Origin of the sequence: Vibrio sp. ABG19, assembly GCF_029962385.1 — a bacterium.
GTDB lineage: Bacteria > Pseudomonadota > Gammaproteobacteria > Enterobacterales > Vibrionaceae > Vibrio > Vibrio ostreae.
On record NZ_CP071708.1, the window covers coordinates 552,947 to 569,268 of the forward strand.

Sequence of the window (16,322 nt, forward strand, 5' to 3'; positions counted from 1 at the left end):
ATTGACTCCTTGCTTCCATGTTAAGAATGACAATTATTATTATTAATCATGAAGTTAATAATACACATTCACCACTCTTAACCAATTTGTGCAAAAAGTCACCTACAGAGTTCATCTTCTAGCCAATTTATCGCCAAATCGAGGGATTGCTCATAACCCTGACTGATTGTCTTACTTTTTATTTGCTTAGCCTTGCCACCTTGGCTAAAGAGCGCAACCAGTTGATTATCACTATACGGTGACACAGGATCGCCCTCCAGCCCCATGGCCAGAATGGGCACCTTGGTGCGCCGGCTGGACAAAAAGCCCTGAACTTTGAGAGACCAGGCCATCATCTGCCCCGCCAGACTGTCAATATCGACCGCATTTTTGCCCAGACGTGATGCCAGCACATCGATATACATTTTCGGCATCTTTTTCATTTTCGGCGGTGAAACCAGCACGTCATGAATTGGCGCGCCGAGTGTAACACACGCTTTGATGCGCTCAGGCTCAAGAAACGATAAACGCACCATGGCATTGCCGCCAAACCGAAAACCAATCAGCCCGACCCGGAAGTGATCCACCCACGGCAGGGTATGCAGCTGACTCAGGACTTCCTGATGTAAACAGCAAGAATCTTCGGTCAGGGTCCAGTGTGAGCTCTGACCGACAGACGGCATATCTAAAGTCAGCATCGCGATATTGCGCTTAGCGAGAAAATCGCGGAACAGGCGCCACATATCGGTTTGCAGACTGTCGAGTCCGGCGCTGACAATCACCACCGGCTGTGGTTTATCCGTTTTCGATAAATGCAGATGACCAATGATTTTTTTATTTTTAAACGGAAACTCGAGACGTTTAATCACGTACTTGGTGTGAGTCGCCGCTTGCGCATAAGCCGTATTAGCCAGCACCTGGGCCTGAGTTGCCAGATTGTCATTTTTCAGGTGCGGGTAGCCGGCAATACTGAAACAGAGCGAGGCGGAAAACATTTCATCCGCGGCTTGTTCGCCCTGCTGCTGCTGGGCACGTAACTGGTGACGCATACCGAGCTTAGTCCACTCAAATGCCCAGTTACCACTGTGATAGCCCATTACCGTATCCAGCCACTGCTCTTCAGTGCGCGAATGTGTAGACGAAGCGATCCGGGCCAGCACCTCTTCCTGCTCAATCGGATCAATGCCCTGCCACGCCCACTGTAAGCGACGCAGGTTGCGATACCAGGCATGCCCCTCCTCTGCCATTTTATCGGCCAGGAACTTATGGCTGCTCGGCATGTATTGAGTGAGAGATGATGTCTCTTGAGCTTGCTTGTACTTTTGGAATAACGTCTCAGAAAGGTTTTTACTGACTTCTTCGGACATAACGCGTCTCTGTTGAGGGCAATGGCCTAATAGTAATAAAAAAAATGGCCCTATACAGGGCCATCATCAAATAAAGTTGCGATCGTCGGCTTATTTTTGTTTGCGGTTAACCGGCTCAACAAAAGACAGCGCCATATCCCATGGCTGTTCAATCCAGGTATCCTGCTCAATATCGACGATGTACTCGTCAACCAGGTCTTTACCCGCTGGTTTAGCACATACAGTAACAAATTTCGCTTTTGGATACATTTCACGGATTTTACGTGCGGTATCACCGCTGTCGACCAGATCATCAACAACAATAAAACCTTCGCCATCGTGCTCAGGAGCTTTCAGAACATTCATGTCACGCTGGTGATCGTGGTCGTAGCTGGAGATACATACGGTATCTACATAACGAATACCCAGTTCGCGGGCCAGAATTGCTGCTGGTACCAGGCCACCTCGGCTCACACCCAGGATACCTTTCCATTGTTCTGCAGGCATTTGAAGTTGTGCCAGTTCACGGCAGTACTTCTGCATATTGTCCCAAGTGATAACGAATTTTTTGCTCATTGTGATAAACCTAACTTTAAAAAATGTAGTGGACTGCGCTTACGCAGCCACAATGTATTTAGCCGCGAAGATAATTGCCATCACCCAGACACTGAGTGATACGCTGCGACCTTTGCCACTCAGAAGCTTGATCACTGCGTAAGCGATAAAGCCCATTGAGATACCTTCTGCAATCGAGAAAGTCAGTGGCATCAGCAGACAGGTCACGACGGTTGGCGCCGCTTCGGTCAGGTCACGCCAGTCAATGCTGACCAGACCAGACAACATCAGAATCGCCACATAAAACAGCGCACCTGACGTTGCGTAAGCCGGAATCATACCCGCTAATGGCGAGAAGAATAGTGCAAGCACAAACAGAATGCCAACCACAACCGCAGTCAGACCGGTACGACCGCCTGCTGCGACACCTGATACACTCTCAACGTAAGAGGTAGTGTTTGAGGTACCCAGCAGAGCGCCCACTGAAGTTGCGGTAGAGTCCGCCAGCAGTGCGCGGTTAAGACGTGGAATTTTGCCGTCTTCGCCAATCAGGTTCGCTTTGCTTGCCACACCCACCAGCGTACCGGCAGTGTCAAACAGATCGACGAACAAGAAAGCAAACACAACCGAAATCATGCCGACTTCAAATACAGAAGAGAAATCCAGTTGCAGGAATGTCGGCGCAATACTTGGTGGCGCAGACACAATGCCGCCCCACTGTACATCACCAAACAGCAGACCCAGTGCAGTAATCGCCAGGATTGCGATCATAACAGCACCTTTCACGTTGCGGTGGACCAGCGCGATGGTCAGGAAGAAGCCCAGAGAACCCAGCACTGCAGGCAGAGAAGTGATGCCACCCAGTGAAACCAGAGTTGCCGGGTTATCAACCACGATACCCGCATTCTTCAGCGCGATGAACGCCAGAAACAGGCCGATACCCGCCGAGATACCGGTGCGCAGCGACAATGGAATCGAGTTGATGATCCACTCACGAATCTTGAACAGACTCAGAATGATAAACAGCACGCCCGAGCAGAATACTGCTGCCAGCGCAACCTGCCAGGTGTAACCCATACCCAGTACAACTGAGTAAGTGAAGAATGCGTTCAGACCCATACCCGGCGCCTGTGCGATGGGGTAGTTAGCCACGAAGCCCATGATGAAACAGCCGACCGCCGCTGCCAGACAGGTCGCGACAAACACGGCGCCGTGATCCATTCCGGCGTCGGAAAGAATCGCAGGGTTAACAAAAATAATGTAAGCCATGGTCAGGAAGGTGGTGATCCCGGCAATGACTTCAGTGCGCACGTTAGTGCCATATTCACTGAGTTTGAATAGCCTTTCCAGCATGTTCGATTCCTAATAAAGGTAAAAGAGTAAACGGTTGCGTAATCGATTGGGCGCAGATTATAAAGTTATCAAATCACAAATTCCAGACAGAATTTATGGGAACGAGAAGCAGGCAGGAACAGAATAAGGCCAGAATGACACAAAAACGCGGGTTTTTAGAGCAAAAATACCAATTTTTTTAATGACTTGGAAAAATGAGATCCAACTCTCCCTTTACTGAATCAGCGTCAGGAGAGTTGCAGAATATACTTCAGTTGATCACATTTCAACCCCGCTAATTCATCACCTTGTTAGGCAACCAGGTGACCAGTTCCGGGAACAGCATACAGATGACCAGCACGGTAAACTGCACCAGAATGAACGGTGTCACCGACTTGTACAGATCCATCATGGTCACCCCTTTCGGCGCGATACCTTTCAGGTAGAACAAGGCAAAACCATAAGGTGGTGTCTGCACCGCAATTACGATGTTGAGAATCATTAATACCCCGAACCAAATCGGGTCATAACCGAGCGATACGGCAACCGGCGTGAAAATCGGCGCGCACATCAGTACGATGATGAACTCATCAATGATGAAACCCAGCAACAGCATGATCACCTGGAACATCATGATAATCACAATCGGCGGCAGGTCGAGGTCGCGGGTAAAGCCCGATACCATACCCTGAATCCCCATCAGCAAATGGAAATTACTGAATACCGACGCGCCGAGAATGATCCACATGGCCACACTAACCAGCATAGCGGTCTGCATACCTGAGCGCATCAACAACTCAGGCTTAAAGCGTTTAAACAGAATCGACAGCAGAATCGCCCCGACTACCCCCAGCGCACCGGATTCGGTTGGCGTCGCGATCCCGGCAATAATACTGCCCAGCACAATGACGATCAGCGCAAAAGAAGAGGCCCCATCGCGAATGGTCTTAAACATCTCATACCCTTTCGGGATCTCGATGTCGTTGTCACTGTCGAGCGGCGCACGCTCTGGGCGCATCTTACAGCTGATCACCACGTAAGCGATCAACAGAACAATAGTAATCAGCGCCGGAATCATAGCGCCAAGAAACATCTTGCCGACCGAGTTCTGCGTCGCCGAAGCAAACATGATCATCGGAATACTCGGCGGAATCAGGATCCCCAGCGAGCCTCCGGCCATGATCACCCCCAGCGCCAGCTTCTTATCGTAACCACGTTCCAACATAGGTTTGAGCGCGATCGAGCTTGAGGTCATGATACCGGCACCGATAATGCCCACCATGGCACCAATCATCGAACACACTCCAATGACGCTAATCGCCAGAGAACCACGCAGGCGGCCAATCAGCAGCTGGCTGGCATTAAACATCGCATCGCCGATCCCGGAACGGGTCAGGATTTGCCCCATGTAGATATAGAGCGGGATAGCGAGCAGGATGAAATTAAAGAAGGTGCTTTCCACTGTAGTCGGAATGATGTTGAACATCGACTCGCCCCAGGTCAGGTAACCGACCCCCATGGCAATTCCGCCCAGTGCCAGGCCCACCTGAGCACCGAGGACAAACGCGGTCAGAATACAACCCAGTAACACCAGGGTTAACATCTCAATGCCCATTTGTGTTCTCCTTGTCAAAAACGCAATTCAACTGGTCGTTGTCGACCTTAAACGGCTGTTCGCTCAGATGGACGTGTTTGTGAACATCGCCATTGAGTTCGCGGCCTTTGATCAAAAAGAACAGGTTTGCGATCAGCTCAGTGGAATATTCGGCGATAAAGATGACGGCAGAAACGGTAATCATCAACCAGAAGTGGTGCATAGCAGGCGCCCACTCGCTCTGAGTTTTATAGTTAAACTCCAGAGCTTCAAAAAACATGCTGCCGCAGGTTTTGGCCATCACCGCCAAGAAACCAATCGCCAGGATGCCGGTCAGGACATCAAAAATCCGGCGGGTCTTTTCTGACACTTTGGCGTGGACAATATCCACGTTGATGTGTGCTTCGCGCTGCTGTGCATACGCGCCGCCAAGAGCTGCAATGTAACCGAATAAAAACAGTGACGTGTCGTATCCCCAGATGGTCGGTTGGTTTAACACATAACGGGCAAACACTTCATAGAAGACAATCGCAGCCAGAACGGGAAGCAAGTACGACACTGAGCGTCCAATCAGACTGACGATGTATTTCGTGAATTGGCAATACCTCAGTAAAATGGCTTCAAGCATAAATAAACTCCCTGTAAAAACAGGTGAACCCAGAGGGTCCACCTGCGTTATGCCTTATTGTTGCGCCAGAATATCAACCAGCTGTTTGGAGTACTTATCTTCACTTGCGTACTCTTTCGCCAGTGACAGACCCGCCTCTTTCCAGGCTTGTTTGTCAGCTTCTGAAGGTTGCGGGCTCCATAGCAGGCCTTTGGCTTCCATGTCTGCAACGGCCTGAGATTCCCATAGTTTTGATTTAGACATCTGCTCCTGAGCGTGAACCGCGGTCGCCGCTTTCACAATCGCCTGCAGATCTTGTGGCAGTTTGTTCCACTCTTTCTTGTTGACGATGATCGGCAGCACCTGCGCACCGGCCAGAGGCAGCGGATACATGTACTTTGCCACTTCGACGTGGTTACCGTCACGGTGGTCAATCATGTTAGAACCGATAGAACCATCGATAACACCGGTAGCCAGTGAGGTATAGATTTCACTCCAGGCCAGAGAAACTGGGGAAGCGCCTAAATTACGCAGGAATTTACCGTACGCGCCTGGCGCACGAATCTTCAGACCTTTAAAATCGGCGATAGAATTAATGGGCTCTTTCGTGATGATGTAAACCGGTGGCTGAATGTAAGGGTCAAGCCATTCCAGGCCTTGTGAACCATACGCTTCTTTTAGAACCTTGCCCCAGCCTTTGTCATGAAATAAGGTGGTCAGTTCGGCAACATCCGACGTACCGCCCGGCAGACCGACTTCGACCACACCAGCAGGAAATTCTCCCGCATGCATCGGCTGGAACGGTGCGCCCATCGTAATCAGGCCCGATTTCACCGCGGTCAGAATGCCACTGGTCCCCACCCCCTCACCGGAGTAAAGCACCTGCACAGCAATGCGGCCGTCAGACATGGTTTCGATGTTCTTGGCCAGGTCTTCATATACTTCACCAAAGGCAGTGCCACGACCATATAAGTTGGCAAAACGCCAGTTGTAATCAGCCGCCATGGTCGCGGTTGAACAGACCAGAGTGCTGACACCGAGCGCCGCGGTCAGAAAGGCTTTCGCCAGTTTAGTTCCTTTAACGCTTAACATAGAAATTCCTCTTCCTGCATGGTTACACTTTTGTTATTGATTTGTTTCCCGGACTCAATATGAAGAACACGGCAGGAATGCGATAGTGCCAGTCGGGCAGTTGTTATGGTACCAGCGGGTTGGTGCCAACTGGTACCAACGTTTGTGACAAACTGGTACTTAGGGTCGACAGAGGTTTGTGTCTAACATGCAATCAACAGCCTACAAAAGAGACACAAACATGGAGCAAATTGTTAACACGACGCTATTGAAAGCGACCTGTCCGGCCAGCGATGATGCCATCGCGGTTTTGAACCCGGCTACCGATGAGATCCTGGCGTACATTCCGTCCATGGATACACAAACGATTCACACCATGATCGACCGCTCCAAACAGGCGCAAACCGAATGGCAGGAAAAAAGTGCCGCTGAGCGCTCTGCTGTTCTGAAACGTTGGTACGATCTGATGATCGAAAACGCCGACGATCTGGCGCGTATCATGACTCTGGAACAGGGTAAACCGCTGGCAGAAGCCAAAGGTGAAGTGATGTACGGTGCCTCTTTTATCCAGTGGTTTGCCGAAGAGGCCAAACGCACTTACGGCGACACCATTCCAGCACCGACCGGTAATAAACGTCTGATGACCATCAAGCAACCGGTCGGTGTCGCGGCAGCAATCACGCCGTGGAACTTCCCGATTGCGATGATTACCCGCAAAGCCGCACCGGCTCTGGCTGCTGGCTGCAGTTTTATCGTTAAACCGGCCAACCAGACGCCGCTGTCAGCATACGCCAGCGCTGAACTGGCGTATCAGGCGGGTCTGCCACAAGATTTGCTGATTGTGATCAACAATCACTCCTCCGTCGCCGTGGGTGATATTTTCTGCAGTCATGATGACATCAAAAAGCTGTCGTTCACCGGCTCAACTCAGGTTGGCCGCCATCTGATCACCCAATGTGCTGACACCATCAAGCGCACCTCAATGGAGCTGGGCGGCAACGCGCCTTTCATCGTGTTTGATGATGCCGACATCGACGAAGCGGTCAAAGGCGCAATGGCCTCAAAATTCCGTAATGCCGGCCAAACCTGTGTCTGTGCTAACCGCTTCTACGTCCAGGATGGCGTCTACGATGCTTTCGTTGAGAAGTTTGTCGCCGCCGTGGCTGAACTGAAAATGGGTAATGGCCTGCAAGCCGGCGTTAATATCGGTCCGCTGATTGATATCAAAGCCAAAAACAGCGTCCTCGGCTACATCGACACAGCGATTGCGCAGGGTGCCAAAGTGGCACTGGGCGGTAAATCGGCCGGCGGCCTGTTTGTCGAACCCACCGTGCTGACCGAAGTGACCCAGGATATGGACATCATTCAGACTGAACTGTTTGGGCCAGTGGCTCCGGTTGTTCGCTTTAGCCATGATGAAGAATTAGTTGAAAAAGCCAATGACACCATCTACGGCCTGGCGAGCTACTTCTACACCAATAACATTCACCGCGCTTTCCGTATCGCCGAGAAACTGGAATATGGCATGGTCGGTATCAATGAAGGTCTCATCTCCAATGAAGTCGCACCCTTTGGTGGTGTGAAACAGTCGGGTTTTGGCCGCGAAGGCGCCAAACAAGGCATCGATGAATACCTGAACGTTAAATATCTTTGCTTGGGCGGCTTCTAAGCCTCTCCTGAATCACGAAAAGGACACCTCATTATGACAAACTCGGAATGGCAAAATCGCAAGGAAAAAGTCGTTGCAAAAGGCATGGCGAACCTGGCCCCAATTTATGCAGCGAAAGCGGAAAATGCCTTGATCACTGACATTGAAGGTAACCAGTACATTGACTTTGCAGCGGGTATCGCGGTCAACAACACCGGTCATTCACACCCACGCATCGTCGCAGCAGTGAAAGACCAACTGGATAACTTCAGCCACACCTGTTCTATGGTGACCCCTTACACCAGCTTCGTTGAACTGGCAGAAAAAGTGGTCGAGATCGCTCCGGGTGACTTCGACAAGAAAGCCGCATTTGTGACTACCGGTGCCGAAGCGGTAGAAAACGCGGTTAAATTTGCCCGCGCCCACACCGGCCGCAGCGGTGTTATCGCGTTTAAAGGTGGCTTCCACGGCCGCACCAACATGTGTATGGGTCTGACCGGTAAAGTTGCACCTTACAAAATCGGCTTTGGTCCGTTCCCAGGTGACATCTTCCACGTACCCTACCCAAATGCTTACCACGGTATCAGTGAAGAGCAGAGCCTGAGCGCGCTTAACGATCTGTTCGCGTGTGACATCGAGCCGTCACGCGTGGCAGCCATCATCTTTGAACCGATTCAGGGTGAAGGTGGTTTCTACCAGGCACCGAACTCTTGGGTCAGCGCGATTCGCGAACTGTGTGATAAACATGGCATCGTGATGATCTGTGATGAGATCCAGACTGGCTTTGCCCGTACCGGTAAAGTGTTTGCGTGTGAATACTATGATGCGAAACCAGACCTTATTACCATGGCGAAAGGCATCGCTGGCGGCTTCCCGCTGTCAGGTGTGGTCGGTAAAGCCGACATCATGGATTCTGCCACTCCGGGCGGTATCGGCGGTACTTACGCGGGTTCACCACTGGCTTGTCGCGCAGCACTGGAAGTGATTGGCATCATTAAAGATGAGAATTTGTGTGAAAAAGCCCAGCATGTCGGCCTACAATTTAAAGAAAGTTTGCTCGAGATGCAGAAAACGATCCCACAAATCGGAGATATTCGTCAGGTCGGCGCGATGATCGCAATTGAGCTAAACGATCCTGAAACAAAACAACCACTTGCAGATCTGACCAAACAACTGGTATTAAAGTGTCATCATCAGGGCGTGATCCTGCTCTCATGTGGTGTGAAAGGTAACGTGATTCGTTTCCTGCCACCACTGACTATCGAGCCGGAGCTGATCACCAAAGGCCTGGAGATCATCACCAAGGAACTTCAGTCGTTAATCTGAGCTTCAACGATGCTTTAAAAAAGATGTGCAGCAATGCACATCTTTTTCTCTCCCGCTGTCGTTGATTCTGAACGGATTCGACTCTTTGATAAGCAGGAAAGCTATGCTGTACCAATTTATCCATATCGACCCACAAGATTCGCGAACCCTGCAGGATCAAATCAAAGGTGACATAGCCAAAGCCATCTTTGCCGGCTTTGTCCCCAAAAATACCAGTATCATGTCATCACGCCGTCTGGCAGAACAGCTCAAAGTCTCTCGTAACACCATATTGCGCGTGTATGAACAGTTAGCGGAAGAAGGCGTTCTGGTCCCGATTGAGCGCAAGGGCTACTACGTCAACCCGCAACTAGAACTGCAAGTGCCATCCGGCGAGCAGCAACAGCACCCCGCCAGCCAAAGCCTCAACTGGGTCAACTATCTCAATGCCGAGCATACCGTCTCAGACATCGCAGTGAAAAACCTCAACCAGTATCCTTACCTGTTTGTCAGCGGCATGGTGGATGAGGATCTGTTTCCGGTTTCGGAATGGCGCAAATGCAGTATTCAATCACTCAATAAAAGCAACCATCGCAGCTGGACCTCGGACGATCATGATTACCATGAACTGATCGAGCAGATCCGCACCCGGGTACTCACCAAGCGTGGCATCTTTGTCGGCAAGGAAAACATCGCCATCACACTCGGCAGCCAGAACAGCCTCTATTTCCTGTCCAAACTGCTGGTGTCTAAACGCAGTTGTGTCGCCATGGAAAATCCGGGCTACCCGGAAGCCCTGCATCAGTTTCAGGCACGGCGTGCCCGGGTTATGCCGATCGAAGTCGATCGCAACGGCATGGTGGTCGATGAACGCCTCAGCTCTGCCGATGTGGTGTACACCACGCCGAGCAACCAGTTTCCAACTACGGTGCGCATGTCCACCGAGCGACGCAAGGCTTTGATGAGTTACGCTGAGCAGCATGATTTTCTGGTGATTGAAGATGACTTCGAGCATGACATTAACTTCATGGAACACAGTTGTCCGCCGCTGCGCTGCGAGTATCAGAGCGAACGCATCATCTATATTTCCAGTTTTACGTCCAGCATTGCCCCCGGGCTGCGGATTGGCTTTATTGTCGCAGCAGCGCCGCTGATCGCACAGATAAAATCGCTGCAGGTACGTACCCACAGTCTGCCTCCGAAAAGTAACTGCCAGACACTGGCGTTGTTTCTCAGTCTGGGGTATTACGACGTGCTGGCGCAAAAACTGCTCAAACGCTATCGCGACAAATGGCTGACGATGGAAAAAGCGATGAATTACTACTTCCCGCAATCCGGCGCGATCCCGTCACTGGCCGGGACCGCATTCTGGGTAGAGTACAAGCAGGGTTTCGATGCCGAACGTTTTGAGCAACTGGCACAAGAACAAGGCATCCTGATCAATAACGGGGCCAAATACTTTAGTTGCGATCATAAAAACAACAGCTTTCGTCTCAGCTTTCAGTCGATCCGTTGTGAGAACATCCGCGAAGGCATCAAACAGCTGGCCGCGATTGCCAAACAGATTCTGCCGATCCCACGTATTGAGGATTGTGCCAGCGCACCACTTGATAGCGCGCAAATCCGGGCCGCACTGACCAATCAGACCCTGCTGACGAAAGACTGCTTCAATATTCCTTATCGTATTACTCTGCAGGCGGACGGTAAGCTGCTGGGTATTTCAGAACGGCCGAATGATATGGATGAAGGCTACTGGTGGGTTGAGAATCACAAATTTGTCTACCAGTGGCGTAACTGGCAGTTTTCCGATATCCGCTATATCACTATTGTGCAGGAAAACGGTGAGATCAAACGCTTTGATGAACAGGGCTATTTTATCGGTGAAGCGCGCATCGCCTCCTGATCCCCACCTCCCGCATCACACCTTTTCGCCTGGTCCGGCTGGATCCTCAGTCATCCCAGGCGCGATAACAAACCGGATCAACAGGCAAAAAAAACGCCACCTGAACTCAGGTGGCGGAGAATTCTATTAATCAAATTGATTAAAAATAAATTCCAATTTAGGGGTGAACAAAACTGTTCAGGAAGCAAGTTTGATCTCAATAACCAAAACTTGCCGGATATGCAAAGTTCCCGGTAAATACAGCACGTTTTTGCCAGAACTTTACAGACGATAAACCTTTACTCATTACTATCACCTTTATAAACCAAACATTGTGTTTTGATTTCTCGGTTCCCTGGAGGCGATAAATCGGACTCATCCTTTGAGCATTTTTGCTTCGCTTGCGAAGTGGTTATAAATATACCACCAAGAAATTTTATTACAATACACAAGGTGACAAAAATCACATAAATCACACAAAGTGACTTTAATTTGAATTTTTTGGTAATTAAATTACAAAACAGTCAGTCTGAATGCTAAAAAAATCACTTCATGAAAGCAATGAGTTGCTTATAGTGTGATTCAGATTACAGCGCAGCAAACACGACTGTGCTAACCGGAATGTATACGGTAATGAATAGCACTACACCCTCTCTGCGCATAGTGATATGCTCTTGTGTAGATTCACTATGTCACAGCCCGATATCAGTTAATTTCTCCGGAAATTAAAAAATAACCAGTAAAAGTTCGGGAAATGTTATGCAAAAGGAGTTAACTGTGTCTGAGTTCCATTCTGAAATCAGTAAATTATCACCTGCGCCTGTCTGGCAGTTTTTCGATATGATCTGTTCAATCCCTCATCCGTCTAAACATGAAGAAGCGTTAGCCCAAGCTATCATCCGCTGGGCTGAAGATCAGGGTTTGGCAGTCCGTCGTGATCCGACCGGTAACGTGTTTATCAAGAAACCGGCCACTCAGGGCATGGAGCATAAGAAAGCGGTCGTGCTGCAGGCTCATATCGATATGGTGCCGCAAAAGAATGAAGACACCGATCATGACTTCCTCCGCGATCCTATCCAGCCGTACATTGATGGTGAGTGGGTGACAGCGAAAGGCACCACATTAGGTGCCGATAACGGCATTGGCATGGCAACCTGTCTGGCGGTGCTGGCATCCGATGAGATCAAACACGGACCACTGCAAGTCCTGCTGACCATCGATGAAGAAGCCGGTATGAGCGGGGCTTTCGGCCTTGAAGCCGGCTGGCTGGAAGGCGATATCCTGCTCAACACCGACTCCGAGCAGGAAGGCGAAGTTTACATGGGTTGTGCCGGTGGCGTAGATGCAGCGCTGACGTTTAACATCCGCCGTGAGGCACAACCGGCCGGTTACGTCACTCGTCAACTGATCCTGAAAGGTCTGAAAGGCGGTCACTCCGGTGTCGATATCCATACCGGACGCGGCAATGCCAACAAGCTGCTGGCGCGTTTTCTTGCCGCTCACGCCGCTGAGCTGGACCTGCGTTTGATTGAATTTCGTGGCGGCAGCCTGCGTAACGCCATTCCGCGTGAAGCGTTTGTGACACTGGCGGTGCCGGCCACCAACCAGGATAAACTTGATAGTTTGTTCCAGGCGTATATCGCACTGCTGCAAAGCGAGCTGGGCCGAATCGAAACCAATCTGGTTGGCTATAACCAAGCATCCGACAGTCAGGCAGAAGTGCTGATACTGGCCGATCAACAGCGCCTGATCGCCGCACTCAATGCCTGCCCGAACGGCGTGATGCGCATGAGTGATGAAATTGAAGGTGTCGTGGAAACCTCTCTCAATCTCGGTGTGATTACCTCAGAACAGGATACGATCAAGGTATTGTGCCTGATTCGCTCCCTCATCGATTCCGGCCGCAGCCAGACGGAAGGCATGCTGGCTTCCGTCGCTGAACTGGCCGGTGCTGAGATCACGTTCTCAGGCGCTTACCCGGGCTGGAAGCCGGATGCGGACTCAGAAATCATGCAGATTTTCCGTGATATGTATCAAGGCATCTACGGCCATAAGCCCAACATCATGGTCATTCATGCCGGCCTGGAATGCGGTCTGTTTAAAAAGCCGTATCCAGACATGGACATGGTCTCTTTCGGTCCGACGATTAAATTTCCTCACTCCCCGGACGAAAAGGTCAAGATAGATACCGTGGGTCTGTTCTGGCAACAAATGGTCGCCCTGCTGGAAAACATTCCGGCCAAAGACTGATCCCCCTCAGCCGGGACATCGCGTCCCGGCTGCTTTTCCTTCTCCCTGCCCACAGGCTCATTGGCCGGCACACAGCGACTTTCTTGCGTGGCAGCTCACAAATAAGTTATTAATATTTTTTGTCGATACGGAAAATTTTATTCGTTAGCTAATATTGATTAATCACTGATAGAGTTCGCCTCCTTGAAGTTCCCTGAGTTAATCACCAAACTCTATTCAAGCGATAACGCCATTATGATGTGGTATCGGGGATGCGGCTTTACGTTCGACTCTTACGTCTGATGGCCAGATCCGTGTCTGAAATTCTCCAAATAATGAACTGCAATGAAAGAAAAAATGATTGTCGGATGGCGAGAAACTCTCAGCCTTCCAGCTTTAGGCATTGATAAAATTAACGCAAAGATCGATACCGGAGCCCGAACGTCTTGCTTACATGCATTTAAGATCGAGAGCTTTCGTAACCAAGATGAACTTTGGGTTCGTTTCTGGATGCACCCAATCCAACATAATGATGCCGACGTCGTCGTGTGTGAAGCTAAAGTGGTCGATGAGCGCACGGTACGTGACTCAGGAGGCCATGAAGAAACCCGCTATGTGGTTCAGTCTGAGATCTGTCTGGGCGGACAAACCTGGCCGGCAGAAATTACCCTTACCAACCGTGAAAACATGGCTTTCCGTATGCTGCTGGGGCGCACCGCAATGCACCACAGAATCATTGTCGATCCTACAGCATCGTTTTTGATCCCTTTCGAGGAGTGTAAATAATGAAAATTGGTATTCTGTCTCGTAATTCGTCTTTGTATTCAACTAAGCGCTTGATCGAGGCTTGTAAGCAACGCGGCCACGAGGTCAAAGTGATCGATGCCTTGCGTTGTTATATGAATATCAATTCACAAGAGCCGGAAATTCACTTTAAGGGTGAACAGCTCTCCGGCTTTGACGCCATCATTCCACGTATCGGTGCCTCGGTCACCTTTTATGGTACTGCTGTCCTGCGCCAGTTCGAGATGATGGGGGTTTATCCGGTTAACGAATCGGTGGCTATCAGCCGTTCACGCGACAAACTGCGCTCGATGCAGCTGCTGTCCCGTAAAGGCATCGGTATGCCAATTACCGGCTTTGCCAGCAAACCGGATGATGTCAAAGACCTGCTCGACATGGTGGGCGGCGCGCCAGTGGTGATCAAACTGCTGGAAGGCACGCAAGGTATTGGTGTGGTTCTGGCCGAAACCCGTAAAGCAGCGGAAAGCGTTATCGAGGCCTTTATGGGCCTGAAAGCCAACATCATGGTACAGGAATACATTAAAGAAGCCGGCGGTGCTGATATCCGCTGCTTCGTCATCGGTGACAAAGTCATCGCAGCGATGAAACGTCAGGGCGCAGAAGGCGAATTCCGCTCTAACCTGCATCGTGGCGGTACGGCTTCACTGATTAAGATAACCCCGACCGAACGTAAAACCGCAATTGACGCGGCGAAAGCGATGGGGCTCAATGTCGCGGGTGTCGATCTGCTGCGCTCTGAGCGCGGACCATTGGTGATGGAAGTCAACTCATCGCCGGGCCTGGAAGGCATCGAAGCTGCAACCGGAAAAGACATCGCAGGAATGATTGTCGAATTCATTGAAAAAAATGCGGCCAGTAAAAGGACTAAAACACGTGGTAAAGGCTAACAGAAAACAGATACCCTACCAATTTCTGGGGGAGACCATTCCCCCAGCCAGCCGAAAAGTCATCGAGCTGGAAGCGGCGAAGCTTTACACCCATTCACCGCTGTCAATTCCGGTCGAAATCATCCATGGTTACGCACCGGGTCCGGTTCTGATGGTGAATGCCGCCATTCATGGCGATGAACTCAACGGCGTTGAGATTGTCCGCCAGCTCAACAGCACCATCGACCCGAAAAAACTCAAAGGCACCCTGATAGCGGTGCCGATCGTCAATGTGTTTGGCTTTATTCATAAATCCCGTTACCTGCCGGACCGCAGGGATCTCAACCGTTGCTTTCCGGGCAGCGAAAAAGGCTCGCTTGCCTCACGTATGGCGCATACGTTCTTTTCTCAGGTTGCTCTCAACTGCGATTACATCATCGATCTGCATACTGGTGCCATTCACCGCACCAACCTGCCGCAGATTCGTGCCGATTTAAGCAACGAAGAAACATTACGTATCGCACAGGCGTTTGCAACGCCGGTAGTGATTGATTCGCCGTTGCGTAACGGCTCACTGCGCAGTGAGGCAGAAAAAGCCGGTATTACCGTCCTGACCTATGAAGCCGGTGAAGCACTGCGCTTTGAGCCTATTGCCATTAATGCCGGCATTGTGGGCGTTAAACGGGTGATGCAGGCGGTGGGTATGTTACGAGCCAGCCGCAAGAAACTGCCGACCTCCGTGATTGCCAAATCCACCAGTTGGCTGCGCGCCGAAGCAGACGGTATCCTGCGCACTGTGGTGTCGCTGGGCGATCGGGTAGATAAAGGTCAGGTTCTGGCGTATATCAACTCCCCGCTGGGGAACGTAGAGGTCGAAATCAAGGCTAATAAAGGCGGTATTGTGATTGGTCAGCAAACTCTGCCACTGGTTAATGAAGGCGATGCCGTGTTCCATCTGGCCTATTTTACCCAGCGTGATGATGTGGTCGAACAGGTTGTCGGCGACTTTATTGAAGAAGTGGCTGATACCGATCTCGAACCGCTGACCACGGGCCAGATCATGCCTCCATCCCCGCTGTAACGGCTTGTTATCCGTTATAGCGC

General features: G+C 50.7%; 13 protein-coding genes. 7 read left to right on the forward strand and 6 right to left on the reverse strand.

Going from position 1 to position 16,322, the window contains the following annotated elements; translation table 11 throughout:
• Positions 1–98 precede the first annotated feature (98 nt).
• The 6 genes from frsA to J0X00_RS08765 all read right to left on the reverse strand — a co-directional run bounded on the left by frsA (position 99) and on the right by J0X00_RS08765 (position 6,505).
• Positions 99–1,346: an esterase FrsA gene (gene frsA, locus J0X00_RS08740; RefSeq protein ID WP_136482210.1), complete on the reverse strand. Its 1,248-nt coding sequence runs from the start codon at positions 1,344–1,346 to the stop codon at positions 99–101.
• Positions 1,347–1,436: 90 nt separating this feature from the next.
• Positions 1,437–1,901, reverse strand: coding sequence for a xanthine phosphoribosyltransferase (gene gpt / locus J0X00_RS08745; RefSeq protein ID WP_136482208.1), 465 nt, complete (start codon positions 1,899–1,901; stop codon positions 1,437–1,439).
• A 39-nt stretch (positions 1,902–1,940) separates the two neighbouring features.
• The gene (locus J0X00_RS08750) at positions 1,941–3,233 is read right to left on the reverse strand and encodes an NCS2 family permease (RefSeq protein ID WP_136482206.1); all 1,293 of its coding nucleotides are present in this window, start codon (positions 3,231–3,233) and stop codon (positions 1,941–1,943) included.
• Positions 3,234–3,507: 274 nt separating this feature from the next.
• Entirely contained in the window at positions 3,508–4,827 is a 1,320-nt protein-coding gene (locus tag J0X00_RS08755; RefSeq protein ID WP_136482204.1) for a TRAP transporter large permease subunit, read from the reverse strand.
• Positions 4,817–5,476 (reverse strand): TRAP transporter small permease, encoded by a 660-nt coding sequence (locus J0X00_RS08760; protein WP_240798097.1) that lies wholly within the window; start codon positions 5,474–5,476, stop codon positions 4,817–4,819. Before J0X00_RS08760 ends, J0X00_RS08755 begins: the two co-directional genes overlap by 11 nt.
• Positions 5,477–5,488: 12 nt before the next feature.
• On the reverse strand, positions 5,489–6,505 hold the full coding sequence (locus J0X00_RS08765; RefSeq protein ID WP_282477918.1) for a TRAP transporter substrate-binding protein: 1,017 nt from the start codon (positions 6,503–6,505) through the stop codon (positions 5,489–5,491).
• Between the two features lie 220 nt (positions 6,506–6,725).
• Between J0X00_RS08765 and J0X00_RS08770 the strand changes: the two genes are divergently transcribed.
• The 7 genes from J0X00_RS08770 to J0X00_RS08800 all read left to right on the forward strand — a co-directional run bounded on the left by J0X00_RS08770 (position 6,726) and on the right by J0X00_RS08800 (position 16,299).
• Positions 6,726–8,153 carry an NAD-dependent succinate-semialdehyde dehydrogenase gene (locus tag J0X00_RS08770; RefSeq protein ID WP_282477919.1) on the forward strand — a complete coding sequence of 476 codons (1,428 nt, stop codon included), beginning with the start codon at positions 6,726–6,728 and terminating at the stop codon, positions 8,151–8,153.
• Positions 8,154–8,186: 33 nt separating this feature from the next.
• Positions 8,187–9,458 carry a 4-aminobutyrate--2-oxoglutarate transaminase gene (gene gabT / locus J0X00_RS08775; RefSeq protein ID WP_136482199.1) on the forward strand — a complete coding sequence of 424 codons (1,272 nt, stop codon included), beginning with the start codon at positions 8,187–8,189 and terminating at the stop codon, positions 9,456–9,458.
• A 103-nt stretch (positions 9,459–9,561) separates the two neighbouring features.
• Positions 9,562–11,340, forward strand: a complete 1,779-nt coding sequence (locus J0X00_RS08780; protein WP_282477920.1) for a PLP-dependent aminotransferase family protein — start codon at positions 9,562–9,564, stop codon at positions 11,338–11,340.
• A 756-nt stretch (positions 11,341–12,096) separates the two neighbouring features.
• Complete coding sequence (locus tag J0X00_RS08785; RefSeq protein WP_136483153.1) at positions 12,097–13,569, forward strand: aminoacyl-histidine dipeptidase; 1,473 nt, start codon at positions 12,097–12,099, stop codon at positions 13,567–13,569.
• 324 nt (positions 13,570–13,893) lie between these two features.
• Positions 13,894–14,334, forward strand: a complete 441-nt coding sequence (locus J0X00_RS08790) for an ATP-dependent zinc protease (protein ID WP_136482195.1) — start codon at positions 13,894–13,896, stop codon at positions 14,332–14,334.
• Positions 14,334–15,239 carry a 30S ribosomal protein S6--L-glutamate ligase gene (gene rimK / locus J0X00_RS08795; RefSeq protein WP_136482193.1) on the forward strand — a complete coding sequence of 302 codons (906 nt, stop codon included), beginning with the start codon at positions 14,334–14,336 and terminating at the stop codon, positions 15,237–15,239. The genes J0X00_RS08790 and rimK overlap by 1 nt, the downstream gene beginning before the upstream one ends.
• Positions 15,199–16,299: a succinylglutamate desuccinylase/aspartoacylase family protein gene (locus J0X00_RS08800; protein WP_136482191.1), complete on the forward strand. Its 1,101-nt coding sequence runs from the start codon at positions 15,199–15,201 to the stop codon at positions 16,297–16,299. The genes rimK and J0X00_RS08800 overlap by 41 nt, the downstream gene beginning before the upstream one ends.
• Positions 16,300–16,322: the final 23 nt, after the last annotated feature.

What these genes read in the sequence shown, in the direction of transcription:
- frsA (WP_136482210.1), bottom strand. Translation starts at nt 1,346, where the DNA reads ATGTCCGAAGAAGTCAGTAAAAACCTTTCTGAGACGTTATTCCAAAAG.
- gpt (WP_136482208.1), bottom strand. Translation starts at nt 1,901, where the DNA reads ATGAGCAAAAAATTCGTTATCACTTGGGACAATATGCAGAAGTACTGC.
- J0X00_RS08750 (WP_136482206.1), bottom strand. Translation starts at nt 3,233, where the DNA reads ATGCTGGAAAGGCTATTCAAACTCAGTGAATATGGCACTAACGTGCGC.
- J0X00_RS08755 (WP_136482204.1), bottom strand. Translation starts at nt 4,827, where the DNA reads ATGGGCATTGAGATGTTAACCCTGGTGTTACTGGGTTGTATTCTGACC.
- J0X00_RS08765 (WP_282477918.1), bottom strand. Translation starts at nt 6,505, where the DNA reads ATGTTAAGCGTTAAAGGAACTAAACTGGCGAAAGCCTTTCTGACCGCG.
- J0X00_RS08770 (WP_282477919.1), top strand. Translation starts at nt 6,726, where the DNA reads ATGGAGCAAATTGTTAACACGACGCTATTGAAAGCGACCTGTCCGGCC.
- gabT (WP_136482199.1), top strand. Translation starts at nt 8,187, where the DNA reads ATGACAAACTCGGAATGGCAAAATCGCAAGGAAAAAGTCGTTGCAAAA.
- J0X00_RS08780 (WP_282477920.1), top strand. Translation starts at nt 9,562, where the DNA reads ATGCTGTACCAATTTATCCATATCGACCCACAAGATTCGCGAACCCTG.
- J0X00_RS08790 (WP_136482195.1), top strand. Translation starts at nt 13,894, where the DNA reads ATGAAAGAAAAAATGATTGTCGGATGGCGAGAAACTCTCAGCCTTCCA.
- rimK (WP_136482193.1), top strand. Translation starts at nt 14,334, where the DNA reads ATGAAAATTGGTATTCTGTCTCGTAATTCGTCTTTGTATTCAACTAAG.
- J0X00_RS08800 (WP_136482191.1), top strand. Translation starts at nt 15,199, where the DNA reads ATGCGGCCAGTAAAAGGACTAAAACACGTGGTAAAGGCTAACAGAAAA.